The 23,727-nt window shown below is 68.5% G+C and carries 20 protein-coding genes; 10 read left to right on the top strand and 10 right to left on the bottom strand.

The genetic code is table 11. From position 1 onward, the window contains the following. The first annotated feature begins 2 nt into the window (after positions 1–2). The 4 genes from rfbA (at position 3) to I4U41_RS12195 (ending at position 4,409) form a co-directional block, all read left to right on the top strand. The gene (gene rfbA, locus I4U41_RS12210) at positions 3–887 is read left to right on the top strand and encodes a glucose-1-phosphate thymidylyltransferase RfbA (RefSeq protein WP_206861362.1); all 885 of its coding nucleotides are present in this window, start codon (positions 3–5) and stop codon (positions 885–887) included. Beyond that, positions 884–1,441 (top strand): dTDP-4-dehydrorhamnose 3,5-epimerase, encoded by a 558-nt coding sequence (rfbC, locus tag I4U41_RS12205; RefSeq protein WP_206861361.1) that lies wholly within the window; start codon positions 884–886, stop codon positions 1,439–1,441. The genes rfbA and rfbC overlap by 4 nt, the downstream gene beginning before the upstream one ends. A 10-nt stretch (positions 1,442–1,451) precedes the next feature. Then, complete coding sequence (rfbD, locus tag I4U41_RS12200) at positions 1,452–2,336, top strand: dTDP-4-dehydrorhamnose reductase (RefSeq protein WP_206861360.1); 885 nt, start codon at positions 1,452–1,454, stop codon at positions 2,334–2,336. An 87-nt stretch (positions 2,337–2,423) separates the two neighbouring features. Further along, entirely contained in the window at positions 2,424–4,409 is a 1,986-nt protein-coding gene (locus I4U41_RS12195) for an alpha/beta hydrolase family protein (RefSeq protein ID WP_206861359.1), read from the top strand. Between the two features lie 60 nt (positions 4,410–4,469). Here the strand turns inward: I4U41_RS12195 and I4U41_RS12190 are convergent, their stop codons facing one another. Next, positions 4,470–6,248 (bottom strand): peptide MFS transporter, encoded by a 1,779-nt coding sequence (locus tag I4U41_RS12190; protein WP_320415191.1) that lies wholly within the window; start codon positions 6,246–6,248, stop codon positions 4,470–4,472. A 622-nt stretch (positions 6,249–6,870) separates the two neighbouring features. Between I4U41_RS12190 and I4U41_RS12185 the strand changes: the two genes are divergently transcribed. The 4 genes from I4U41_RS12185 (at position 6,871) to I4U41_RS12170 (ending at position 13,466) form a co-directional block, all read left to right on the top strand. Then, entirely contained in the window at positions 6,871–8,820 is a 1,950-nt protein-coding gene (locus tag I4U41_RS12185) for an OPT family oligopeptide transporter (protein WP_206861357.1), read from the top strand. Between the two features lie 142 nt (positions 8,821–8,962). Then, positions 8,963–11,038, top strand: coding sequence for a S9 family peptidase (locus I4U41_RS12180; RefSeq protein ID WP_206861356.1), 2,076 nt, complete (start codon positions 8,963–8,965; stop codon positions 11,036–11,038). 37 nt (positions 11,039–11,075) lie between these two features. Continuing rightward, entirely contained in the window at positions 11,076–12,320 is a 1,245-nt protein-coding gene (locus I4U41_RS12175; RefSeq protein WP_206861355.1) for a DUF819 family protein, read from the top strand. 180 nt (positions 12,321–12,500) lie between these two features. Continuing rightward, the gene (locus I4U41_RS12170; RefSeq protein WP_206861354.1) at positions 12,501–13,466 is read left to right on the top strand and encodes a hypothetical protein; all 966 of its coding nucleotides are present in this window, start codon (positions 12,501–12,503) and stop codon (positions 13,464–13,466) included. A gap of 126 nt (positions 13,467–13,592) precedes the next feature. On the opposite strand, the gene I4U41_RS12165 is transcribed toward I4U41_RS12170, so the two are convergent. From I4U41_RS12165 to I4U41_RS12125, 9 genes are all read right to left on the bottom strand, one after another. Then, positions 13,593–13,820, bottom strand: a complete 228-nt coding sequence (locus I4U41_RS12165; protein ID WP_206861653.1) for a YbdD/YjiX family protein — start codon at positions 13,818–13,820, stop codon at positions 13,593–13,595. Next, positions 13,804–15,864 (bottom strand): carbon starvation CstA family protein, encoded by a 2,061-nt coding sequence (locus I4U41_RS12160; RefSeq protein WP_206861353.1) that lies wholly within the window; start codon positions 15,862–15,864, stop codon positions 13,804–13,806. The genes I4U41_RS12165 and I4U41_RS12160 overlap by 17 nt, the downstream gene beginning before the upstream one ends. A gap of 114 nt (positions 15,865–15,978) precedes the next feature. Next, positions 15,979–17,001: a magnesium/cobalt transporter CorA gene (corA, locus tag I4U41_RS12155; protein ID WP_206861352.1), complete on the bottom strand. Its 1,023-nt coding sequence runs from the start codon at positions 16,999–17,001 to the stop codon at positions 15,979–15,981. Between the two features lie 49 nt (positions 17,002–17,050). Next, on the bottom strand, positions 17,051–18,214 hold the full coding sequence (locus tag I4U41_RS12150) for a lipoprotein N-acyltransferase Lnb domain-containing protein (protein ID WP_206861652.1): 1,164 nt from the start codon (positions 18,212–18,214) through the stop codon (positions 17,051–17,053). Positions 18,215–18,224: 10 nt separating this feature from the next. Beyond that, positions 18,225–19,121 carry a CorC family transporter gene (locus tag I4U41_RS12145; RefSeq protein ID WP_206861351.1) on the bottom strand — a complete coding sequence of 299 codons (897 nt, stop codon included), beginning with the start codon at positions 19,119–19,121 and terminating at the stop codon, positions 18,225–18,227. A gap of 107 nt (positions 19,122–19,228) precedes the next feature. Continuing rightward, entirely contained in the window at positions 19,229–19,708 is a 480-nt protein-coding gene (ybeY, locus tag I4U41_RS12140; RefSeq protein ID WP_206861350.1) for an rRNA maturation RNase YbeY, read from the bottom strand. 11 nt (positions 19,709–19,719) lie between these two features. Further along, positions 19,720–20,706, bottom strand: a complete 987-nt coding sequence (locus tag I4U41_RS12135) for a PhoH family protein (protein ID WP_206861349.1) — start codon at positions 20,704–20,706, stop codon at positions 19,720–19,722. Between the two features lie 81 nt (positions 20,707–20,787). After that, entirely contained in the window at positions 20,788–21,438 is a 651-nt protein-coding gene (locus tag I4U41_RS12130; RefSeq protein WP_206861348.1) for a phosphatase PAP2 family protein, read from the bottom strand. A 64-nt stretch (positions 21,439–21,502) separates the two neighbouring features. After that, entirely contained in the window at positions 21,503–21,742 is a 240-nt protein-coding gene (locus tag I4U41_RS12125) for a hypothetical protein (protein WP_206861347.1), read from the bottom strand. 131 nt (positions 21,743–21,873) lie between these two features. Here I4U41_RS12125 and I4U41_RS12120 point away from each other — a divergent pair, with 131 nt between their 5' ends. Further along, entirely contained in the window at positions 21,874–22,596 is a 723-nt protein-coding gene (locus I4U41_RS12120) for a TetR/AcrR family transcriptional regulator (RefSeq protein ID WP_206861346.1), read from the top strand. Positions 22,597–22,715: 119 nt separating this feature from the next. Beyond that, positions 22,716–23,717 carry an HlyD family secretion protein gene (locus tag I4U41_RS12115; RefSeq protein WP_206861345.1) on the top strand — a complete coding sequence of 334 codons (1,002 nt, stop codon included), beginning with the start codon at positions 22,716–22,718 and terminating at the stop codon, positions 23,715–23,717. Positions 23,718–23,727 lie beyond the last annotated feature (10 nt).

Genomic DNA, 23,727 nt, shown 5'->3' with positions numbered 1-23,727 from the left:
AAATGAGTCGCAAGGGAATCATCCTGGCCGGCGGAAGCGGTACGCGGCTGTATCCGATCACGCAGGGCATCAGCAAGCAGCTGCTGCCGGTGTACGACAAGCCGATGATCTATTACCCGCTCAGCGTGCTGATGCTGGCGGGCATCCGCGAAGTGCTGATCATCAACACGCCGCACGAGCAGCCTCTGTTCCGCGCGCTGCTTGGCGATGGTTCGCAGTGGGGCATGCGCATCGAGTACGCCGTGCAGCCGAGCCCGGACGGGCTGGCGCAGGCGTACCTGATCGGCCGCGATTTCGTCGCAGGCCAGTCCAGCTGCCTGGTGCTGGGCGACAATATCTTCCACGGCCCGGGCCTGACGGCGATGCTCCGACGCGCCGATTCGCGGCACGACGGCGCGACGGTGTTCGGCTACTGGGTGCGCGATCCGCAGCGCTACGGCGTGGCGGAGTTCGATGCCGCCGGCCGCGTGATCGGCCTGGAGGAAAAGCCGGCGCAGCCGCGGTCGAACTACGCCGTCACCGGCCTGTACTTCTACGACGGCCGGGCGAGCGACTTCGCGGCCGAACTCAAGCCGTCCGCGCGCGGCGAGCTGGAAATCACGGATCTCAATCAGCGGTACCTCGACGAAGGCTCGCTGCATCTGGAGCAGCTCGGCCGCGGTTATGCCTGGCTCGACACCGGCACCCACCAGTCGCTCCTGGAAGCGTCCAACTACATCGAGACGATCGAGGCGCGTCAGGGCCTTCGCGTGTGCTGCCCGGAAGAGATCGCCTGGAACAACGGCTGGATCAACGCCGAACAGCTCAACGCACTCGCGCGTCCGCTCGCCAAGAATGGCTACGGCGAATACCTGTTGAGCCTGGCCGAGCGGGGCCCGGTGCCGTGAAGGTCATCGAAACCGACCTGCCCGGATGCGTGGTGATCGAACCGCGCGTGTTCGGGGACGATCGCGGCTTCTTCTTCGAGTCGTTCAACCTCGACAGGCTGGGCGACTCGGGAATACGTCCAACCTTCGTCCAGGGCAACGTCTCGTCCTCGCGGCGCGGCGTGCTGCGCGGCCTCCATTACCAGTGGCCGAATCCGCAAGGCAAGTACGTCAGCGTGGTCGAAGGCGAGGTGTGGGACGTCGCGGTCGACATCCGTCGCGGCTCGCCGCATTTCGGCCGCTGGACCGCGGTGCTGCTCAGCGCGGAGAACAAGCGGCATTTCTGGATCCCCGAAGGCTTCGCGCACGGTTTCGTCACGCTCAGCGAGCGCGCGGTGTTCACCTACCTGTGCACTGCGACCTACGACGCGACGGCCGATGCGGCCATCCGCTGGAACGATGCGCGGCTCGCGATCGACTGGCCGGTGTCCGACGTCACGCTGTCTGACAAGGACGCGCGCGCGCCGTTCCTGGACGAAATCCCCGAGGACCGTCTGCCGGTCAATTCGCCGTGAGGCGCGCATCGTGAAGCTGCTTCTCGTCGGCGCGAACGGGCAGGTCGGCCATGCGCTCACGCGCAGCCTTGCGCCGCTGGGCGATGTGGTCGCCACCACGCGCAATGGTCGGCTCGATGATGGTGCGGCGTGCGAATCGCTGGACCTGTCCGACCTGGATGCGATTGCGCCGCTCGTTGCGCGCGTGCGTCCGGACGTCGTCGTCAACGCCGCCGCGTACACCGCGGTGGATCGCGCGGAGGACGACGCCGAAGCCGCGTTCCGGATCAACGCGCAGGCTGCGGGGCACCTCGCGGCGGCGTGCGCCGCATCCGGTGCCGCGCTCGTGCATTACTCCACCGACTACGTCTTCGACGGCCGTGGCACGCGTCCGTATCGCGAGGACGATCCGACCGCGCCACTGGGCGTCTACGGCGACAGCAAGCTCGAAGGCGAGGCGGCGATCGCCCGGAGCGGCGCGCGCCACCTGATCCTGCGAACCGCCTGGGTCTACGGCCTCCACGGTCACAATTTCCTGCGAACCATGCTGCGCATCGGCGCCGAACGCGACGAACTGCGCGTGGTCGCCGACCAGCATGGCTGCCCCACGCCGGCATGGCTCATCGCGGATGCGACGGCGGCGATCCTGCGCCGCGGCATCGTCGCCGCCGGCGTGCGTCATCTCGTCGCGGACGGACAGACGACCTGGCACGGCTTCGCCGAGGCGATCTTCGACGAAGCGACGGCACGCGGGATGCTCGCGCGTCGCCCCCTCGTGCATGCGATCGCGACCGCCGATTACCCCACGCGCGCGGCACGCCCGGCGTACTCGGTGCTCGACACCGCACGCCTGCGCGTGGAGTACGCGCTGGACCTGCCGCACTGGCGGGATGCGCTCGCGCGGACGCTGGCCTGATTCCGCGCCACCGTTCGCCACAACGCGTTAGGCTTGCAGGCGTCGCCAGCGGGGAGCTGGGCGACGAACTCACACGGAAGGGGCCCCATGAAGAAGCTTCTGCTCGTCGCTGCTCTCGCGGCGTTATCGCTCAATGCCGCGGCCGGTGGCGTCGATGTATCGGTCTACACGCGCAAGGACCAGTTCACCGACATCAGGATCTCGCCAGGCGGGCAGTATTTCGCGGCGACGCTGCCGATGGAGGACCGCAGCGTGCTGGCGGTGATCGAACGCCAGACCGGCAAGCTCACCGGCACGTTCAGGCTGCCCCGCGACAACTACATCGCGGATTTCGAATGGGTCGGCCCGGAGCGCGTGGTGCTGAGCGCCGCCGAGAAGTTCGGTTCGCTCGACGAGCCGCAACCCACCGGCGAGCTGTTCGCGATGAACGCCGACGGCGGCAAGGCCGAGATGCTGGTCGGTTATCGCACGCAGGACGGCGGCCTGGGCACGAACATCAAGCCGAAGAAGGGCAACGACCGGATCTGGGCCTACCTGATCCCGACCCCGGTCGGCGATGGGCGTACCGCGCTGATCTCTGCGCAGCCGTATTCGCGGGATCCGCACTCGACCGCCGAGCGCATCGACGCGTTCACCGGGCGGATGCAGCGCGTGGCGATCGCACCGATGCGCAACGCGCGCTTCGCCACCGACAACCAGGGCGTGGTGCGGTTCACCTGGGGCTCGAATTCGGACAACATCCGTCACCTCTACTACCGCACCGGCGACGGCGCCGCGTGGGACCTGGTGACGATCGAGAAGGATGGCCTGTTCGAGGTGCCGGTCGGCTTCTCCGCGGACAACCAGACGGTGTACCTGCAGGTCGAACAACCGAGCGGTCCCGATGCGATCGTCGCGATGGACCTGGCGACGCGCAAGCGCACGCAGGTGCTGCGCGACGACCGCGCCGACCCGTGGCGCATCATCTACCGCAACAACACGCGCGTGCCGATCGGCGCGTACTTCTCCGACGGCCGCCTCCATTCGGATTTTTTCGAGCGCGAGGCCCCCGAGGCGCGCCTTCAGAAGAGCCTTGAGGCGGCGTTCGCGGGACAGGGCGTGGTCGTCACATCGCAGACCAACGACGGCTCGCTCGCGCTGGTCCAGGTGTACAGCGACCAGAATCCGGGCGACTTCTACCTCTTTGACACGAAGGCCAGGAAGGCCGCGCACGTACTGGCCAAGCGTGAATGGTTCGATCCGGCGCAGCAGGCGACGTCGAAGCCGATCGAGGTGAAGGCGCGCGACGGCATGCTGCTGCACGGGTACATCACCACGCCGAACGGCAGCAACGGCCGGAACCTTCCGCTCGTGGTGATGCCGCACGGCGGCCCGATCGACGTGCAGGATCACTGGGAGTTCGACTCCGACGCCCAGCTCCTGTCGGCGGCGGGCTATGCCGTGCTGCAACTGAACTACCGGGGTTCGTCCGGTTACGGCAAGTCCTACGTCAGCGCCGGTGCGCGCGAGTGGGGCGGCCGGATGCAGGACGACCTCACCGACGCCACGCGCTGGGCCATCGCCGAAGGCATCGCCGACAAGGGCCGCATCTGCCTGTACGGCGCAAGCTATGGCGCGTACGCCTCGTTGATGGGCGTGGCGAAGGAACCGGACCTCTACAAGTGCGCGGTGGGCTACGTGGGCGTGTACGACCTGCCGAAGATGATCGCCGACGACACCCGCGACAGTCGCCGTTCGGGCAACTGGCTGCGCGAATGGGTCGGCGATCCCGCCGCGCTGGGCGACGTTTCGCCGAACCGCCTCGCCGACCGCATCAAGGTGCCGGTGTTCCTCGCCGCGGGCGGTGAGGATCGCGTCGCGCCGATCGAGCACAGCCGGATGATGGAGTCGGCCCTGCGCAAGGCCGGCGTGCCGGTGGAAACCCTCTACTACGACACCGAAGCGCACGGCTTCTACACGCAGGAACACCGTCAGGCGTTCTACACGCAACTGCTCGCGTTCCTTTCGCGCAGCCTCGGCGGCGCGGTCGCGACGACCGGAGCCGGCGCCGCGGAAGCGAAGGCCGCGAAGTAGGCGATCGAAGGCGGCACACACGAACGGCGCCTGCGGGCGCCGTTCGTGTTTCCGGCGCGATCACTTCACGCCATGCATCAGCCGCCGCAGCATCGGCGCGGCGGTGAAGGCCAGCACCGCCCAGCCGATGCCGATGCCCGTCATCAGCCAGAACAGGTTCGCGTACTTCGCGCCGGCGGCGGCGAAATCGAGCACGGCGCCTTCGGGGACGTCGATCGCGGCGAGCTTGCCGAACAGCGCCGCCAGCGTTTCGGAGAACGCGGTCGCGAGGAACCACGTGCCCATCATCAGGCTCATCACGCTTTTCACCGACAGTTGCGTCACCGCGGCAAGGCCGACCGGCGCCAGGCACATCTCGCCGATCTCCAGCACCAGGTAGGCCAGCACGAGCCACCACACGCTGGCGAGCTGACCCGTTTCGCCCGCGTGCTGCGCGGCCCACGCCATCGGCACGAAGCTCAGCCCCGCGAAGAGCAGGCCAAGCGCGGATTTCGCCGGTTTCGAAGGATCCAGCCCGCGCCGGTCGAGCGAATCCCACAGCCGCGCGAACACCGGCGCGAGCAGCACCAGGAACAGCGCGCCCAGGTACGTCAGCGAACCAGCCGTCTGCGGCAGCACCACGCAGTCGCGCAGCAGGAACACGAGCATCAGCACGATCGCGCCGGCGAACAGCAGCTTCGGCATCGGCGAATCGGGATCGCGGTCCGACAGCATCGCCGCCGCGACGAACGCCATCGGCGCCAGCACCAGCGATACGGTCGACCACGGCCACGGCGTGCCTTCGCGGATCACCAGCGACGGGAAGACATCCTTGGTCAGCAGGCGATCGGTGAAGGTTACCCACGAGCCGTACGTCTGCTCGTACAGCGTGAAGTACACCAGCGCCATGAAGATCAGCGCCATCAGCGCGAGCATGCGATGGCGCTGCTCGCGCGTGCAGCGCGCCTTGAGGAACCACGCGAACCACGCCAGCACGGCGAGCATCACCAGCAACATCAGCATCAAGGCAAGCGAGATCTCGCCGCCAAGTGCGAAGCGGCCGTTGGCGACGGCCCACATCAGTGCCGCCAGCGGCACCAGTGCGAGCACCGCGCCGAGGTAGATCGCCCATTCGCGCGGGATGCCGAACACGGGTTCGCGCAGGCGCGCGGCATCCGGCGGCTCGGCGTGGCCGTGCAGGTATTTCTGGCCCCACAGGAATTGCGCCAGTCCGAGCAGCATGCCGATGCCGGCCGCGCCGAAGCCCCACTTCCAGCCGAGCGTCTGCCCGAGATAGCCGCACACCAGCGCGGAGAACAGCGCGCCCAGGTTGATGCCGGCGTAGAACAGCGAGAAGCCCGAGTCGCGGCGCGGATCGTTCTCCGGATACAGGCGCCCGACGATGGTGGAGATGTTCGGCTTGAGGAAGCCAACGCCGACGATGATCAGCGCGAGCGAAAGGTAGAACACGCGCAGCGCGCCTTCGTCGCGCACGACGGTGCCGCCGCTGACGGTGGCGGCGTGGCCTTCCACTGCCATGCCGAGGTGGCCGGCGACGAGCAGAAGCCCGCCGAACACCACCGCCTTGCGCATGCCGAGGTAGCGATCGGCGAGCAACCCGCCGACGACCGGCAGGCAGTAGACGAGACCGCCGTAGGCGCCGAGCACGTCCAGCCCCGGCCCGTCGCCGAAGCGGTGGTGCTGGAGCAGGTAGAGCAGCAGCAGCGCCTTCATTCCGTAGAACGAAAAACGCTCCCACATCTCGGTGAAGAAGCAGACGTAGACGCCCTTGGGATGGCCGAAGAGCTCGTCGCGCGGATCGCGGGCGACATCGTCGACATGGTGGTGCGGCAGGTCGATGGCGGCCACGACGGGCTCCGCGGTGAGTCGGTCGCGAGTATAGGAGCGACGGCGGAGGGCGCCCGCCGCGTCGGGATGCATGGTCCCTCGCGCGGGCACCGGCGAACGTTCGATCGAGTGCGCGCGAGCCTGCGTCGGAGAGGCCGGTGTCCTCGCGAGGCTGCAACGCAGTCGTGCGCTGCGACTTTCTCGCAATCCGAGGCTGCGCGGCAGCCGTGCGAGCCCTGCGCCATGCCCGCGCGAAGGTGCCGGCGAGCCGTCCGAGGGTGTCGCGCAGCCTCGGCAGGCTCCGCCGCAGCCGCGCGCGGGTGCGCCAGCGCCCGCCTGAGCCTCGCGCCGACCCGCGCGAGGCTCGCCGCGAGTCGTTCGAGGGCCGCGATGTGTCCGCGCGAGGCTGCACCGGCACCCATCGGCGCCGCCCGCCGGCCTTCGCCGCAGCATCGTCATCCCGCGCGATGACGAAGGTGGCCCTGTCGACCTGCCACGCGATACCCCCACGTATCGCTGCACCGCCGCATATTTGCCGCGTCCTGTCCATTTGCCGCGGAGTTTTTACAGGCCCCGGCAGCCAATGCGATGATCCGGGACCGCTCGATTTAACCGAGTCCTCCTGGAGCTGCCGATGGCCTCGCCCGCGACGCCACAATTGACCTTCCGAGCTGTCCTGCTGGCCATCGTGCTGGCGGTGATCCTCTCCGCCGCCAATGCCTACCTGGGCCTGTTCGCGGGCCTGACCATCGCCACCGCCATCCCGGCGGCGGTCGTCTCGATGGGCGTGCTGCGCCTGCTCGGCGGCGGCAGCATCCTGGAGAACAACATCGTCCAGACCGGCGCCTCGGCCGGTTCGTCGATCGCCGCCGGCGTGATCTTCACGATCCCCGCGCTGATCATCATGGGCGTCTGGCCCGACTTCAAATACTGGTGGGTCGTGGGCATCGCCGGTCTCGGCGGCCTGCTCGGCGTGCTGTTCTCGGTGCCGCTGCGCCGTTCGATGATCGTCGAGGAGCCGCTGCCGTTCCCCGAAGGCAAGGCCGCGGCCGAAGTGCTCAAGGCCGGCGAGAACCCCGGCCCGGGCCTAAAGATCCTCGGCGTCGCCGGCGCGCTCGGCGCGCTGGTGAAGCTCGCCGCCGAAAGCGGCCTGCGCCTGATCCCCGACAATGCCGTCGCCTCGGGCTTCATCGGCAAGTACCTGGGCTACATGGGCACGAACCTGTCGCCGGCGCTGCTGGGCGTGGGTTACATCGTCGGTCTGAACATCGGCATCGTGGTCGTGTCCGGTTCGATCCTGTCGTGGCAGTTCGCGATTCCGATCTACCACGCGTTCTTCCTCGACTCCGATCCCGCACTCGCCGCGCAGATCGCCGGCGCGTCCGCCGCTGACGCGGGCGGCGCGATCTGGTCGGCGAAGGTCCGCTACCTCGGTGTCGGCGCGATGCTGATCGGCGGCATCTGGACGCTGTTCTCGCTGCGCAATTCGCTCGCCTCGGGCATCAAGAGCGGCCTCGCCGCGGCGCGCAAGGGCGGCGGCCTGGCGGTCGCGGAAACCGAACGCGACCTGCCGATGAAGTGGATGCTCGTGGCGCTCGCGGTGTTCGTGATCCCGCTGTGGATGCTCTACCACGCCATCGTGCAGTCCTGGGGCGTGAGCCTGACGATGACGATCATCATGATCGTCGCGGGCTTCCTGTTCGTATCGGTGTCGGCGTACCTCGCCGGCCTGGTGGGTTCCTCGAACAATCCAGTTTCCGGCATCACGATCGCGACGATCCTGTTCGCCTCGCTGGTGCTGATGCTGCTCATGGGCCGCGATTCGTCGATCGGCCCGGTCGCCGCGATCATGATCGGCGCGGTGGTGTGCTGCGCGGCGGCGGTCGGCGGCGACAACCTGCAGGACCTCAAGGCCGGTTACATCGTCGGCGCCACGCCGTGGAAGCAGCAACTGATGCTGGGCATCGGCGCGTTCTCGTGCGCGCTGATCATGGCGCCGGTGCTGAACCTGCTTGCCGAGGCGTACGGCATCGGCCCGCGCACGGCCGCGCACCCGAACTCGCTCGCCGCGCCGCAGGCCACGTTGATGGCGTCGGTGGCGAAGGGCCTGTTCGGCGGCAAGCTGCCGTGGGACATGATCGCCATCGGCGCGCTCATCGGCGCGGTGGTCATCGCGCTGGACGAATGGCTGAAGTCGCGCAAGGCGCACTTCCGCGTGCCCGTGCTGGCCGCGGCCATCGGCATCTACCTGCCGCTGGAACTGATGGTGCCGATCTTCCTCGGCGGCCTGCTGGCGTACATCGTCGAGCGTCGCCATGGCCTGTCGATCGACAGCGACGAAGCCGAGCGTGATCGCGCGCATCGTCCGGGCACGCTGTTCGCCGCCGGCCTGATCACCGGCGAGGCGCTGACCGGCATCCTGATCGCGATTCCGATCGTCGTTTCCGGCCGCGCCGACGTGATGTCGCTGGGCGTGCACCTGGGCCCATGGGTCGGCCTGGCCATCCTCGCCTTCGTCGGCTGGCTGCTGTTCCGCACCAGCGTGCGCAACGGCGGCGCGGAATCGACCAAGCCGGTCGCCTGACGCATGCCATGCCGTCGTCCCCGCGCAAGCGGGGATGCGGCGACTCCGGCTTTCACGCATGAAAGGCACTGGATTCCCGCCGCGCGGGAATGACGCGCGGGAATCCAGCCGCCTCATCCATCTTCTGCAATCGGGAACCACCATGACGCCACGCCACGCCATCCTTCCGCTCGCCCTGCTGCTCGCCTGCGGTTCCACCAACGCACTGGCCGCCCGCGGCTTCGACGTGCGCGACCTTGCCTCGCTCGAACGCGTGTCCTCGCCGACGCTGTCGCCCGACGGCCGCCGCGTGGTGTTCGCCAAGCGCGTGGTCGACATGGCGGCGAACAAGTCCTCGACCGCGCTCTACATCGAAGACCTGATGGCGCGCGATGCCGCGCCGCCCAAGCGCCTCACGCCGGAAGGCTGGAACGTCAATTCGCCGGCCTTCTCGCCGGACGGCAAGATCGTCTATTTCCTCAGCGCGAAGGGCGGCTCGATGCAGCTGTATTCGATCCCCGCCGCCGGCGGCACCCCGAAGCAGGTGACCGCGCTGGACACCGACGTCGGCGGCTACAAGCTCTCGCCCGACGGCAAGCGCGTGGCGATCAATCTCGAAGCGTTCCCCGACTGCAAGGGCGACCTGGCCTGTTCGAAGAAGAAGCTCGACGAGCGCGGCGCGCAGAAGAACACCGGCGTGGTGTTCGACCGCATGTTCATCCGCCACTGGGATGCGTGGAACGAGGGTCGCCTCAACCGCCTGTTCGTGGCGACGCTCGGCGACAAGGCCGCGACCACGGCGACGCTCGTCAGCGGCGACGTCAACGGCGACGTGCCGTCGCGTCCGTTCGGTGACAGCAGCGAATACACCTGGTCGCCCGATGGCAAGTCGCTGGTGTTCAGCGCGCGCATCGCCGATGCGAAGGAACCGATGTCGACCAACTTCGACCTGTACCAGGTGAACGCGGACGGCACCGGCGCGGCGAAGAACCTCACCGCGTCGAACCCGGCGTGGGACACGGGCGCGACCTTCAGCAGCGACGGCAAGACGCTGTTCTATCGCGCGATGAAGCGCCCGGGCTTCGAGGCCGACCGCTTCGGCCTGATGGCGATGGACCTCGCGACCGGCAGCGCGCGCGAGATCGCACCGAAGTGGGACCGCTCCGCCGACGGCATCACGTTGGCGAACGACGGCAAGACGATCTACACCACCGCCACCGACCTGGGCGAGCACCCGCTGTTCGCCGTCGATGTCGCCAGCGGCGAGGCGAAGAAGCTCGTCGGCGACGGCAGCATTTCGGCCATTGACCTGGCCGGCCCGACGCTCGCGCTGACGCGCAACACGCTCAAGACCGGCGATGTGCTCTACACCACCAGCGCCGATGCGTCCGCGCCGCTGCGCGCGATCACGCCGACCGCGGGCGAGCGCCTGCCCGACGTCGCGTTCGGCGATTTCGAACAGTTCGACTTCAAGGGCTGGAACGGCGACACGGTGCACGGCTACATCGTCAAGCCGTGGAACTACCAGGAAGGCCGGAAGTATCCGGTCGCGTTCCTGATCCACGGCGGTCCGCAGGGCAGCTTCGGCAACGGCTGGAGCTACCGCTGGAACCCGCAGACCTACGCGGGCCAAGGCTACGCGGTGGTGATGATCGACTTCCATGGTTCGACCGGCTACGGCCAGGCGTTCACCGATGCGATCAGCCAGCACTGGGGCGACCGCCCGCTGGAAGACCTGCAGAAGGGTTGGGCCGCGGCGCAGAAGCAGTACGGTTTCCTCGACGGCGACAAGGCCTGCGCGCTGGGCGCGAGCTACGGCGGTTTCATGGTCAACTGGATCGCCGGCAACTGGAACCAGCCGTGGAAGTGCCTGGTCTCGCACGACGGCGTGTTCGACCAGCGCATGATGGGCTTCGCGACGGAAGAGCAGTGGTTCACCGACTGGGAGCAGGGCGGCAGCGCCATCGACAAGCCGGCGAACTACGAGAAGTTCAACCCGGTCAACCACGTCAAGGAATGGCGCGTGCCGATGCTCGTCGTGCACGGGCAGCAGGACTTCCGCATCCCGGTGGAGCAGGGCATCGGCGTGTTCACCGCGCTGCAGCGTAAAGGCATCCCGTCGCAGTTCCTGTACTTCCCGGATGAGAACCACTGGGTGCTCAAGCCGGCCAACTCGGTGCAGTGGCACGACACGGTCAATGCGTGGCTGAAGCGGTACATCGGCCAGGACCTCAAGTAAGCCGCCGCCCTCCGACGCAACGAAACGGAACGACACGATGCCCAACGACACCCCCGGTACCGCGCTGATCACCAACGACATCGTGATATTGGGGCTGATCGCCGCCACGCTCGGCGCGGTGTTCTGGACGTCGTCGCTCGCGTCGTTCCGCAAGTTCTATTCGGTCGTTCCCGCACTGCTGCTGTGCTACCTGATCCCGGGGCTGTTCAACACCTTCGGGATCATCGACGGCGAACACAGCAAGCTCTACAACCCGGTCGCCAGCCGCGTGCTGCTGCCCGCGGCGCTGGTGCTGCTGACGCTCTCCATCGATCTGAAGGCCGTGCTGCGCCTCGGGCCGAAACTGGTGGCGATGTACGTCACCGCGTCGCTCAGCGTCGTCGCCGGCGGCATCCTCGCGTTCCTGCTGTTCCAGGCCGTGCATCCGGAAACCGTCGCGGGCGATACGTGGGCCGGCATGACGGCGCTGGCCGGCAGCTGGACCGGCGGCGGCGCGAACATGCTCGCGATGAAGGAAATCTTCCAGGTCGACGCGACCACGTTCGGGCAGTTCGCGGTCGTCGACGTCGGCGTGGGTTACGTGTGGATGGCGGTGCTGATCTTCCTCGCCGGCCGCTCCGCGGCGATCGACGCGCGCAGCGGCGCCGACACGCGCGCGATCGACGAACTGAAGGACAAGCTCGCCGCCTTCAAGGCGCAGCACAGCCGCGTGCCGTCGCTGACCGACCTGATGGTGATCGTCGGCATCGCGTTCGGTACCGTTGGGCTGGCGCACTGGCTGGCGTCGCCGCTGTCGGCGTGGTTCGGCGCGAACGTGTCGTGGGCGCGCTCGGTGAGCCTGCACGAGCCGTTCGTGTGGGTGGTGCTCATCTCCACCTTCGTCGGCCTGGGCCTGAGTTTCACCCGCGCGCGCACCCTGGAAGGCGCCGGGGCGTCGAACATCGGCACGCTGCTGCTGTATTTCCTGATCGCCGCCATCGGCATGCAGATGGACATCCTGGCGCTGTTCGACCGCCCGTGGCTGTACCTGCTGGGCCTGGTGTGGCTGGCGATCCACGTCCTGCTGCTGTGGCTGGTCGGGCGCCTGCTGAAGGTGCCGTTCTTCTATTTCGCGATCGGTTCGCAGAGCAACATCGGCGGTCCGGCGTCGGCGCCGGTGGTCGCATCGGCGTTTCATCCTGCATTGGCGCCGGTGGGCGCGCTGCTCGGCACGCTGGGGTATGCGACCGGCACGGGGCTGGCGTATGCGTTGGGGTTGATCCTGCGGTCGCTGGCGGCGTGAGTGCAGCGCCTCTGTCGCAGCTCCGTACGGCGACGTTCCGGGTCGACTGAAGTTGCGATGGCGCACGATCGCGCCATGCGTCGCACGAAATCGCCGCCAAGACTCGGAAGCGTCTGATTCGAACCGCGCGTCCGCATGCCGAGAATGCGAGGCCGATTCCCCGATACGGGTGCGGCGCCGATGCGTTCTTCCCTGTCCGTCTCCAACGCCGCGGCCCGCTGGCGGGTGGCCGCGGTTCCGTTGTACTGCGCGGGTGTGCCCGGCGTCGCCCTCGCATGGCTGGCATGGCGGTGCGCGGAATCGCGCCCGATGGTCGCGGGCTTCGGCGCGGTCGCGGCGGCCGTGCTCGCGGCAGGCCTGATGAGCGCCTGCCGGAACCGCATCGGCGAACGGCTCTCGCGCGTGCGGCTCGATGGCGACGCGCTGCACGTCGAACACGGACACGGCGAGCGCCACGTCGCACTCGCGCAGGTCCGCGACGTTGAGGTGCGCGACGTGTTCCCGCTGGAAGTCGTCACGCTGCGTCTTGCCGACGACGCGCGGCTCGGCTTCGCCTTCGCGCATCGCAACGCGCTGACGCGGGTGCGCTCGCCGATGCTGGCCGAGCTGCTGCGGCGCTTGCCCGATCCGTCGATGCGCGAGTGCGCGCCGCGCCTGGGCGGCGACATCGCCGCGATGCCCTGGTGGGCGCGCTGCCCCGAACTGGTCGCGATGCCGTTGTCGACGGCGTCCGGGCTCGTGGTGGCCGTGTCGTGCCACGTGCCGGCGATGCTGTGGCCGGGGTCGTTCGATGCGCCGTCGTGGTGGCTCGCGCCGCTCGTCTGCGGTGCCGGCCTTGCGCTGGGGACGATCGCCTTCGTCGTGCTGCGCAGCTGGCGCACGCCGCCGGACGTGCGACTGTGGAAAGGCGTGCTGGTGGTCCGCCGCACGCGGCGGGGGCGGTTGATCGAACGCTGCCATCCGCTCGGCGGCGTCGCAGGCGTGCACTACTCGCGCGCGTTCGGACGGAAGCGGCGCGTGTGCCTGTTCGCCATCGAACTGCGCGGCGTGCTGTCCTCGCGCGCGCTGCGGATCACGTTCCCGGCGCATTCCTCGCAGGCCGTGCTGCGCACGTTGCGTTGGCCCGGAACCGAAGCGGTCGAGTAGCGCCTTGTATCCCGGGTAAGGCCGCGGGCCGCAGCCGGGGTTTGCGCGCGTGATCCCGCGCACGCTTCGCTTGCCCGGGCTACAAAAGAAAAAGGCGCCTTCAAGGCGCCTTTTCCGTGAGACCGCTCAACAACAGCGGCTTCGTCCTTTCCCGTAACGCGCTTCCATCCGCTCGCGGAAGAACTCGTCCCGTGTCATCGGTTCGCGATCCGGATGCGTGCGCCGCACGTGCGCGACGTACACGTCGTAGTCGGGAATGCCGATGGCCAGCCGCGCGGTCTGGCAGCTCGCACGCCACCAGCGTGCGAGCAGCTCCAGCGCCACGCGGACGACGCGATCAGCGGGCGACGGCATCGAGCGCGACATAGTCCGACTCCTTCGCCGTCGGTGCGTTGCTGCGTCGTGCGGCGAGCGCGGCGCGGATGCCGAACAGCACCGTCGCCACCACGACCGCGACGAACAACCCGCACAGCGCGGCGTCGAGGTAGTTGTTGAAGATCACCCGCGACATGTCGTCCATCGACTTCGCCGGCGCGAGCACCTCGCCACGCGCGGCGGCGTCGGCGAACTTGCGGGCGTTGGCGATGAAGCCGATCTTCGGGTCCGGGTGGAACAACTTCTGCCAGCCCGCGGTGAGCGTGCAGATCAGCAGCCACGCGGTCGGGATCAGCGGGATCCACAGGAACTTCTCGCGCTTCATCTTCACCATCACCACGCTGCAGAACACCAGCGCGATGCCCGCGAGCATCTGGTTGGCGATGCCGAACAGCGGCCACAGCGTGTTGATGCCGCCCAGCGGATCGACCACGCCCTGGTAGAGGAAGTAGCCCCACAGCGCGACGGCGATCAAGGTGCAGGCGACGTTCGCGGCCCAGCTTTCGGTGCGCTGGAACGGCGGATACGCCAAGCCCGCGAGTTCCTGGATCATGAAGCGCGCCACGCGCGTGCCGGCGTCGACCGTGGTCAGGATGAACAGCGCTTCGAACAGGATCGCGTAGTGGTACCAGAAGGCCATCATGCCTTCGCCCGGCAGCAGGCCGTGCAGGATCTGCGCCATGCCCACCGCGAGCGTCGGCGCGCCGCCGGTGCGCGAGAGGATGGTGTTCTCGCCGATCTCCTTCGCCGTGGCGGTCAGCACGTCGGGCGTGAGCACGAAGCCCCAACTGGAGATCGCCGCGGCGGCGGATTCGGCGGTGGTGCCGATCAGCGCGCCGGGGGCGTTCATCGCGAAGTACACGCCCGGCTGCAGCACGCAGGCGGCGATCAGCGCCATGATCGCGACGAACGCCTCCATCAGCATGCCGCCGTAGCCGACCATCGGGATGTCGCGTTCGTTGGAGATCATCTTCGGCGTGGTGCCCGAGCTGATCAGCGCGTGGAAGCCCGACACCGCACCGCACGCGATGGTGATGAACAGGAACGGGAACAGCTTGCCCGAGAACACCGGGCCGGTGCCGTCGACGAACTTGGTCATCGCAGGCATCTGCAGGTCCGGCATCGCGACCACGATCGCCAGCGCGAGGATCAGCACGGTGCCGATCTTGAGGAAGGTGGAAAGGTAATCGCGCGGCGCCAGCAGGAACCACACCGGCAGCACCGAGGCCACGAAGCCGTAGCCGATCATCAGCCAGGCCAGCGTCGTGCCTTCCAGATGGAACGCCGGGCCCCAGGTCGGATGCGCCGCGACCACGCCGCCGCCCCAGATCGCCAGCAGCAGCAGCACGAAGCCGATGACGGAGACCTCCAGGATCCGGCCCGGGCGGAAGTAGCGCAGGTACAGGCCCATCAGGATCGCGATCGGAATGGTCATCGCGACGGTGAACGTGCCCCACGGGCTTTCCGCGAGCGCCTTCACCACCACCAGCGCGAGCACCGCCAGCAGGATCACCATGATCATGAGGATGCCGACCATCGAGATCACGCCCGCCGCGGGGCCCATCTCGGCGCGGATCATCTCGCCGAGCGAGCGGCCGTCGCGGCGCGTGGAGAAGAACAGCACCAGCATGTCCTGCACCGCGCCGGCGAGGACCACGCCGAACAGGATCCACAACGTGCCGGGCAGGTAGCCCATCTGCGCGGCGAGCACGGGGCCGACCAGCGGGCCGGCGCCGGCGATCGCGGCGAAGTGGTGTCCGAAGACGATGCTCTTGGCGGTGGGGACGTAATCCAGGCCGTCGTTGCGTCGCCACGCGGGCGTCGCGCGCGAGCCGTCGATCATCAGCGCGTTGCGCGCGATGTACAGGCCGTAGAAGCGGAAGGCGATGGTGAACGTCGTCACCGCCGCGACGACGAGCCAGATCGCGTTGATGGTTTCGCCGCGATGCAGCGCGATCGTGCCGATGCAGAACGCCGCCAGTACCGCCACGACGGCCCAGCCGAGCCAGGACAGAGATTTCATGACACCCCTCCGGAAGGATCACCGAAGGGTCGCGCCGGCGCGGGCACCGGGTCAATGCGCAATGCGTCAACTCGCCTGCGACTTTGGTCTAAACAATAAGAGAAATCCGAACCTTTACAGCCACTTGGCCCGTCGCAGCAGACCGTAGAGCACCACGCAGACCACGCCGACCAGGGCGATCAGGGCCGGGTAGCTCCAGCGGCCTTCCAGTTCGGGCATGTGCGCGAAGTTCATGCCGTACCAGCTGGTGATCAGGGTCGGCGCGGCGAGCAGGGCGGCCCAGCCCGCCAGCCGCTTCACCACCTCGCCCTGATGGATCGTCACCAGCGACAGGTTCACGCTCATCGCGGCGGTGAGCATTTCGCGCAGGGTGTCGGTGGTTTCGTTGAGCCGTACCGCGTGGTCGTGCACGTCGCGGAAATACAGCCGGCTTTCCTCGTCGATGAGGCTGCTTCGCCCGCGCGTGAGCTGGCCGAGGATGTCCTGCAGCGGCGCGACCGCCATGCGCAGCCGGGTGAGTTCGCGCTTGAGGTCGTACAGGTGCTTGACCGTGTCGCTGCGGAATTCCTCGGCGAAGATGTCCTGCTCCAGCTCGTTCAGGTCCTGGCTGAACTCCTGCACGATCGGCTGGAAGTTGTCGACGATGAGGTCGAGCACCGTGTACAGCGCGGCGCCGGGACCGTGCGCGAGATCGTCCGCGTCGCGCTCGTAGCGTGCGCGCGCCGGCGCGTAGCTGGTGGACGCGCCGTGGCGCACCGTGACCAGGTAGCGCGGGCCGACGAAGATGTGGGTCTCGCCGAAACGGATGTGGCTGTCCACGCTCTGCGCGGTGTGCACGACGATGAAGAGCGAGTTGCCGTACGTCTCGATCTTCGGGCGCTGGTGCGCGTTGCGCGCGTCCTCGATGGCGAGGTCGTGCAGGCAGAACTCCTCCTGCAGCTTGTCGAGGATGGCGTCCTCCGGCTCGTACACGCCGACCCAGACGAAGGTGTCGTCGTCCTTCGCCAGGACCTCGCTGATCTCGTCCAGGCCGATCTCGCGCCGCTTGCCGCCGGGTTCGTACGCGGCGCAGTTGACCACGCATTGCGGCAGGTCGGGACGATGGGTGTCGGCGGACGTCGGGACGGGCGTGCTCATCCGCGAATCGTGCGCCCGCGCCGCGCGCGCGGCAAGCCGTGGGCGAGCTTCAGCGACGCGCGCCGAAGCCCTGCAGCAGGCCCAGGTGGATCGGCAGCAGCAGCGCGATCCAGTGCACGTTGCGTTGCGGGTTCACCGGCAGCCAGTACACGAACAGCGAGGCCACCGCGCCCAGCGCGATCGCCGCCAGCACGCCGCGGAAGAAGCGCCCCGGATCGCGCCCGCGCAACGCGCGCGCGCCGCCCGGAACCAGCAGCCAGCACAACGGGCTGAGCAACAGCAGGTTCGCGTTCGCCCATGCGTAGGTGTGCTGCGTGCCGAACCACAGGAACAGCATCAGCGCGCCGAGCAGGCCGGCGAGGACCCAGAACGGCAATGCGATCGCGGCGACCAGACGCGGACGCGTGCGTCCCAGCATCGCCGCGGCGATGCCGATGGCGATGCCGGCCAGCGCCCACGGCCACCAGCGCACCGGGCCGTCCTGCGGTTCCGGCGGCAGGCGATGCGGCAGGATCTGCTGTTCTTCCAGCACGAGCGGGCGGCCGTCGGTGTTCTTCACCTCGCGCAGCGCGGCGGCGAGGCGCATCGGCACGTAGGCTTCGCGCCACACCGGCATCGGCTGGTCGGCCGACGGGCCCAGGCCGACGTCGAAACCCAGCCACATCCACCACGCAGGCGACGCGAGTCGCACGGCTTCGCTGCGCGCGGTGGAGCCGTGCGAACGCCCTTCGATCTGCCGACGCAGGCCGCCGTCGAGCACGCGGTCGAGCGCGTCGCGCACGCGCGTGGAGCAGTTGTCGTCGAAGTATTCGTACTTGTAGAACGCGTTCTCGGGCCTGGCGTTCTCGGCCAGCGCGGCGGCGAGCTCGACCGCCTGCGCTTCGTCCAGGTCCAGCCACTGGATGCTCACGCCGCGGCCTTCCTCGCGGTACTGCATCAGGTCCTGTTCGAACGGCAGCGCCGCCAGGCGATAGCGCATGTCGCCCTTGACGAAGCGGCTGACGAAATCCTTCTCGGTCGGATCGAAGAAACCGAAGTTGTACGAGATCGCCTCGTTCGTCTCCGGATCGACCACCACGATCGCGTTGTGGCCGAAGCGCTCGAAGAAAATCTCGCCCGGCTGCATCGTCGCCACGCCGATGCGCGGCGCGGCGAAGGCGGGCAGGGCGACGAATGCGAGCAACAACGCGATCAGCGCGAACGCGCGGCGCATCGCGCCCGGCTTACGCGTCACCCAGCACCCCGACGTGGAAGGCGTGCACGCGGCGCGCGTCGGCACCGGAGACGCGGAACACGAAGCGTCCCAGCGTGAGTTCCTCGCCGGCTTCGGGCAGGTGGCCGATCGCGGCCGTGACGAGGCCGCCGATGGTGTCGTATTCGTCGTCATCGAAGTCGGCACCGAAGCGCTCGTTGAAATCGGAGATCGGCGTCAGCGCATCGACCACGAACTGGCCGTCCGCCTGCGCGGCGATGAGTGCGCTCGGATCCTCGGCGTCGTCGTGTTCGTCGTCGATCTCGCCGACGATCTGCTCCAGCACGTCCTCGATGGTGACCAGGCCGGCGACGCCGCCGTGCTCGTCGATCACGATCGCCATGTGGTTGCGCGACTGGCGGAACTCGCGCAGCAGCACGTTCAGGCGCTTGGATTCGGGGATCAGCACCGCCGGGCGCAGCAGCTCGTGGACGCTGCCCGGACCGTTGTCGGCGACCACGCCGCGCAGCAGGTCCTTGGCGAGCAGCACACCGAGGATCTCGTCCTTGTCCTCGCCGTGCACCGGGAAACGCGAATGGCCGGATTCGACCACCTGCTTCATCAGGTCCAGGAAGCGGGCGTCCGCCGGCAGCGAGACCATCTGCGAGCGCGGGATCATCACGTCGCCCACGGTGAGGTCGGACACCGCGATGGCGCCTTCCATCATGCGCAGCGTGTCGGCGGCGATCAGCCCGTCGGCCTGCGCGTCGCGCAGCAGTTCGACCAGGTCCTCGCGTGTGGTCGGTTCGCCGGAAAGCGCCGAGCTGATGCGTTCGAGCCAGGACCGCGGCCTTTCGTGCCCGCGCCGTTCGGCGCGCTTTTCCTGGAGCTCGGGCGAGTGGAAGCTACTACTGTCGTCCTCGGACATTGCGATAGTCAGGCGCCCCGGGGGGAAGGGGGACGTCCGGAGGAGTCTAGCGCGGATGCGCGACAGGCGCTTGGCGAGGCCCGTCGGGCCGGGCGCCAGGACCGGGCTCAGTCGCCGTAGGGGTCCTCGATGCCCAGCGTGGCGAGGATCTCGCGTTCCAGCTGCTCCATGCAGACGGCTTCCTTCTCGTCCTCGTGGTCCCAGCCCAGCAGGTGCAGCACGCCGTGCACGGTCAGGTGCGCGTAGTGGGCGGCCAGCGGCTTTTTCTGTTCCCTGGCCTCGCGCGCCACGACCGGCGCGCAGATGACCAGGTCGCCCAGCAGCGGCATCTTCACGCCCTTGGGCAGCCCTTCGGGCAGCTCGGCGGGAAAACTCAGCACGTTGGTCGCGTAGTCCTTGCCGCGATAGTGGTGGTTGAGCGCGCGGCCTTCCTTGGTGCCGACGATGCGGATGGCGAGGTCGGCCTCGCGGATGCGGCTGTGCAGCGCGGCGGCGACCCACTTGCGGAAGCTCACCGCCGAGGGAACGCCGGTGCGCGGCACCGCATAGTTGATGCTGACGTCGAGGCGGACCGGGCCCTGGGTCATGGCGTGGACGCTCAGGCGGAGGGGCCGGTCGACGCGTCCTTCGCGTCGCGGGCGTCGTAGGCGTTGACGATGCGCGCCACCAGCGGATGGCGCACCACGTCGCGCGATTCGAAGAAGGTGAAGCTGATGCCGTTGACGTTGCGCAGCACGTCCAGCGCGTCCTTCAGGCCGGACTTCTGGTTTCGCGGAAGGTCGATCTGCGTCAGGTCCCCCGTGACGACGGCGGTACTGCCGTAGCCGATGCGGGTCAGGAACATCTTCATCTGCTCGATCGTGGTGTTCTGCGCCTCGTCGAGGATCACATACGCGTCGTTAAGCGTGCGTCCGCGCATGTAGGCCAGCGGCGCGATCTCGATGACGTTCTTCTCCAGCAGCTTCACCACCTTCTCGACGCCTAGCATTTCGTACAGCGCGTCGTAGAGCGGACGCAGGTAGGGATCGACCTTCTGGGTGAGATCGCCGGGCAGGAAGCCGAGCTTCTCGCCGGCTTCCACCGCCGGGCGCACCAGGATCAGCCGCTGCACGCGCGCTTCGTTCAGCGCCTCCACCGCGCTGGCGACGGCGAGGAAGGTCTTGCCGGTGCCGGCGGGGCCGATGCCGAAGTTGATGTCGTGCGTGGCGATGGCGTGCAGGTATTTCGCCTGGTTGATGCCGCGCCCGCGGATGGTGCCGCGCTTGACGCGGATGGCGACTTCCTGCGGTTCGACGTCGTCGTTGGCGACGCCGTCGGCATCGATCTCGGTCAGGCGCAGGTGGATCGCCGGCTCGGTGAGCGTTTCCTCCGCCGCGTCGCGCCACAGATCGCGCAGCAGCCGTTCGGCCTTGCCGACCGCGTCCTGCGGGCCGACGATGCGGAAGATGTTGCCGCGATTCGCGATCTCCACGCCCAGGCGCAGTTCGATCATGCGCAGATGGCCGTCGAAGGGGCCGCTGAGGTTGGCCAGGCGCTCGGTTTCGGCCGGCTCGAGGACGAATTCGGACGTGGTTCGTGAAGCCATCGTGAGGATCGGGGGAAGCGACGCAGGAATGAAGCTTGCGCCTGCGCTGCCGATTTCGCAAAGGAACCGTGTCGGCGTCGGTTACCGGAACAGGTCGCGGCGTGCGATCCACAATCCCATCGCAGCCGTACCCGCGCCGCCGACGATATCCCACGCGTAGTGCTGGCCCGTCGCGACGACACTGGGGAACAACGAGATCGCCAACGGCCACGCCCACGCGCGCGCGCGCGGATGCTGCGCGCAGTAGCCGGCGACGGCGACGACCGGTGCGGTGATGTGTGCGGAGGGAAAGCAGTTGCCGCTGCCGTCGAGGAAGTGCAGCAGGCGCCATGCCGCGGCGGTCGCACCGTGCAGGTCGATCGGAACCTCGCGCCGCGCGAGCGAGGTCGGCCACAGCACCCAGATCGCGGCGTTGGCCGCCATCGACCACGCGTATGCACGCAGCGTCGCCAGGAAGATGCGGCGGTCGCTGATCGCCAGGATGAAAGCCGGCGCGATCACCAGCAGCAGCCAATAGGGCCAGATCGCCCACGCATGCCAGCCGATCACCCGATCGACGGCCGTCGGGGTCATCGGCCGCGGAACGCGCAGTGGCAGGTGCACCGTCACCAGGTACACCAGCGTCACCATGCCGATGACGGCGCTGGCGAGCAGCATGCGGCTGGACGCGGGCAGGCGGGATTGCGCGATCGTCAGGGCGGACAGGGTGGTGCCTTCATGCGCTGGGGACACGCGAGGATCGCCGCGCGTCGCGGACTTGCCAAGTCCGCGTCCGTCGCTCGGGTCGCGCAGGCGTCTATCGGCTTTGCGTGGACGTCCGATCGCGCCGGTGCGCTGCGAACGCCCGCAGGATCGCGATCGAACCGAATGCCGCAAGCGCCAGCGAACCCCATAGCCACGCATGCATCACCGCATCGTGGAAGACCTGCGCGTCGCGTGCGTAGCGCATCCACCAGCGCAGCAATCCGAGCAGGCCGAGCCCGAGGAACCAGAGACCGAGGGCGCAGCGCTGGAACAGGGTGGGCATTGGGTTCATGGCGGGGAACCGGACTGGACCATTCGCATCATGGACCTCCGCGGCGTCGATGGGGTTGCCGTTGCGGGCCGGCTCGACCGTTCGTCGGGTCGGGCTTGAATTCTAATTAATCGAACAATTAAATAAGCGCCATGAACGCCGAGCACCCGAAGACGCCGCGCAGGAAGGCGGAAAAGACCCCGGCCACGACGTCCAGCCGACGCTCCGGCGCAGGCCGTCCCGCCGGCCAGCGATCGCCCGGACGCCCCGGCGCCGACGGCCCGGACCTGCGCGAACGCCTGCTCGACGCCGCCATCGCCTGCTTCGTCCGCGAGGGCATCGCCGGCACGTCGCTGCGCACCATCGCGGCCGAGGCCGGTGTGACGCCAGCGCTGCTGCACTACTACTTCGGCGACAAGGCGCAGTTGCAGGAAGCGGTGATCGGCGAGCGCGTGCTGCCGGCATTCGGGCAACTGCGCGAGCCGATCATGGCCGCCGGCGACGACGTGGCCGCGCTGATCGCCGCCTTCGTGCAGGGTGTGGGGCGCGTGGTCGCCGCGCATCCCTGGCTGCCGCCGCTCTGGGTGCGGGAGGTGCTGTGCGAGGGCGGCGCCCTGCGCGACGTGCTGTTCGAACGCATCGGTCCGCAACTGCCGCAGATGATGACCACGCGCTTCGCCCAGGCGCAGGCACGCGGCGAGATCAACGAAGACCTCGATCCCCGCCTGTTGATGGTGTCGCTGGTCGGCCTGACGCTGTTTCCCGCCGCGGGCGCGCCGATCTGGCGCCGCCTGCTGCAGGCGGACGACCTCGATTTCGAAGCGCTGCGCCGGCACACGCTGGCGCTGCTGGATCGCGGGCTGGGGCTGGCATGAGGACGGAAGGAAACGAGGAACGAGCGGAGAGGAACGAGAAACCAGGCGAAGGTGGTGCACCTTCGTTTCTCGTTCCTCATCTCTCGTTCCTCGCATGAGACCGGGATTGGAGTGACGCCATGAAGATCCGGAAGCACCAGTGGAAAGGAACGGGAAACGGGAGGAGGGCGTCCCGCGCGTTCTTCGTTTCTCTCGTCATCGTCCTCGCCACGACGCTCGCGGCCTGCCGCGACGACACGCCGCAGGCGCTCGGCACGCTGGAATGGGACCGCATCGCGCTGCCCGCGCCCGCGGCGGAGAAGATCGTCCGCATCGACGTGCGCGAAGGACAACGGGTGAAGGCCGGCACGCGCCTGCTGCAATTGGAGGTCACGCGCACGCAGGCGCAGTTGCAGGCCTTGCAGGCGCAGGCGCAGCAGGCGGGCCAGGCGCTGGAGGAGCTCGAACATGGCCCTCGCAGCGAACAGATCGCGCAGGCGCGCGCGAACCTCGCCGCCGCGCAGGCGCAGGCGGTCGACGCGCGCGCGTACTACGCACGACTTCAGCCGCTGGGGCGTCAGCAGCTTGTCGCCGCGTCCGAAGTTGATCGCGCCCGCGCCGCCGCCGGCAACGCCGACGGCCAGGTGCGCGCCGCGCAGGCCGTGCTGCTCGAACTCGAACGCGGCACGCGCAGCGAACAGATCGCGCAGGGCCGCTCGGCGGTCGCGTCGGCGCAGGCGCAGGCCGCCACGCAGGCGGCGACGCTGCGTCGGCTCGACCTCACCGCACCGCGCGCGGGCGTGGTCGACAGCCTCCCGTACCGTCTCGGCGACGAAGCGCCCATCGGCGCGCCGCTGGCGGTGATGCTGGTCGGCGATCGCCCGTACGCGCGGATCTACGTGCCCGAGCCGATCCGCGCGAACGTCAAGGTAGGCGACACCGCAAACGTATTCCTCAGTGGACGCGACGCCGCCCTGCAGGGCCGCGTGCGCATGATCCGCAGCGAACCCAGCTTCACCCCGTACTACGCATTGATCGGCGAGGACGCCGCGCGACTGAGCTATCTCGCCGAAGTGGAGATCACCGGCGCGCCCGGCGAACTGCCGGCCGGCGTGCCGGTGCGCGTGGAATTCGCGCGATGAACGGCGCGCC

Origin of the sequence: Lysobacter changpingensis, assembly GCF_017308985.1 — a bacterium.
Taxonomy (GTDB): domain Bacteria; phylum Pseudomonadota; class Gammaproteobacteria; order Xanthomonadales; family Xanthomonadaceae; genus Lysobacter_J; species Lysobacter_J changpingensis.
This window is presented reverse-complemented; position numbering and strand designations above follow the sequence as displayed.

Excerpts from the sequence above, each read along its gene's own strand:
- rfbA (WP_206861362.1), top strand. The coding sequence starts at position 3 with ATGAGTCGCAAGGGAATCATCCTGGCCGGCGGAAGCGGTACGCGGCTG.
- I4U41_RS12195 (WP_206861359.1), top strand. The coding sequence starts at position 2,424 with ATGAAGAAGCTTCTGCTCGTCGCTGCTCTCGCGGCGTTATCGCTCAAT.
- I4U41_RS12185 (WP_206861357.1), top strand. The coding sequence starts at position 6,871 with ATGGCCTCGCCCGCGACGCCACAATTGACCTTCCGAGCTGTCCTGCTG.
- I4U41_RS12180 (WP_206861356.1), top strand. The coding sequence starts at position 8,963 with ATGACGCCACGCCACGCCATCCTTCCGCTCGCCCTGCTGCTCGCCTGC.
- I4U41_RS12175 (WP_206861355.1), top strand. The coding sequence starts at position 11,076 with ATGCCCAACGACACCCCCGGTACCGCGCTGATCACCAACGACATCGTG.
- I4U41_RS12170 (WP_206861354.1), top strand. The coding sequence starts at position 12,501 with ATGCGTTCTTCCCTGTCCGTCTCCAACGCCGCGGCCCGCTGGCGGGTG.
- I4U41_RS12165 (WP_206861653.1), bottom strand. The coding sequence starts at position 13,820 with ATGCCGTCGCCCGCTGATCGCGTCGTCCGCGTGGCGCTGGAGCTGCTC.
- I4U41_RS12160 (WP_206861353.1), bottom strand. The coding sequence starts at position 15,864 with ATGAAATCTCTGTCCTGGCTCGGCTGGGCCGTCGTGGCGGTACTGGCG.
- corA (WP_206861352.1), bottom strand. The coding sequence starts at position 17,001 with ATGAGCACGCCCGTCCCGACGTCCGCCGACACCCATCGTCCCGACCTG.
- I4U41_RS12150 (WP_206861652.1), bottom strand. The coding sequence starts at position 18,214 with ATGCGCCGCGCGTTCGCGCTGATCGCGTTGTTGCTCGCATTCGTCGCC.
- I4U41_RS12145 (WP_206861351.1), bottom strand. The coding sequence starts at position 19,121 with ATGTCCGAGGACGACAGTAGTAGCTTCCACTCGCCCGAGCTCCAGGAA.
- ybeY (WP_206861350.1), bottom strand. The coding sequence starts at position 19,708 with ATGACCCAGGGCCCGGTCCGCCTCGACGTCAGCATCAACTATGCGGTG.
- I4U41_RS12135 (WP_206861349.1), bottom strand. The coding sequence starts at position 20,706 with ATGGCTTCACGAACCACGTCCGAATTCGTCCTCGAGCCGGCCGAAACC.
- I4U41_RS12125 (WP_206861347.1), bottom strand. The coding sequence starts at position 21,742 with ATGAACCCAATGCCCACCCTGTTCCAGCGCTGCGCCCTCGGTCTCTGG.
- I4U41_RS12120 (WP_206861346.1), top strand. The coding sequence starts at position 21,874 with ATGAACGCCGAGCACCCGAAGACGCCGCGCAGGAAGGCGGAAAAGACC.
- I4U41_RS12115 (WP_206861345.1), top strand. The coding sequence starts at position 22,716 with ATGAAGATCCGGAAGCACCAGTGGAAAGGAACGGGAAACGGGAGGAGG.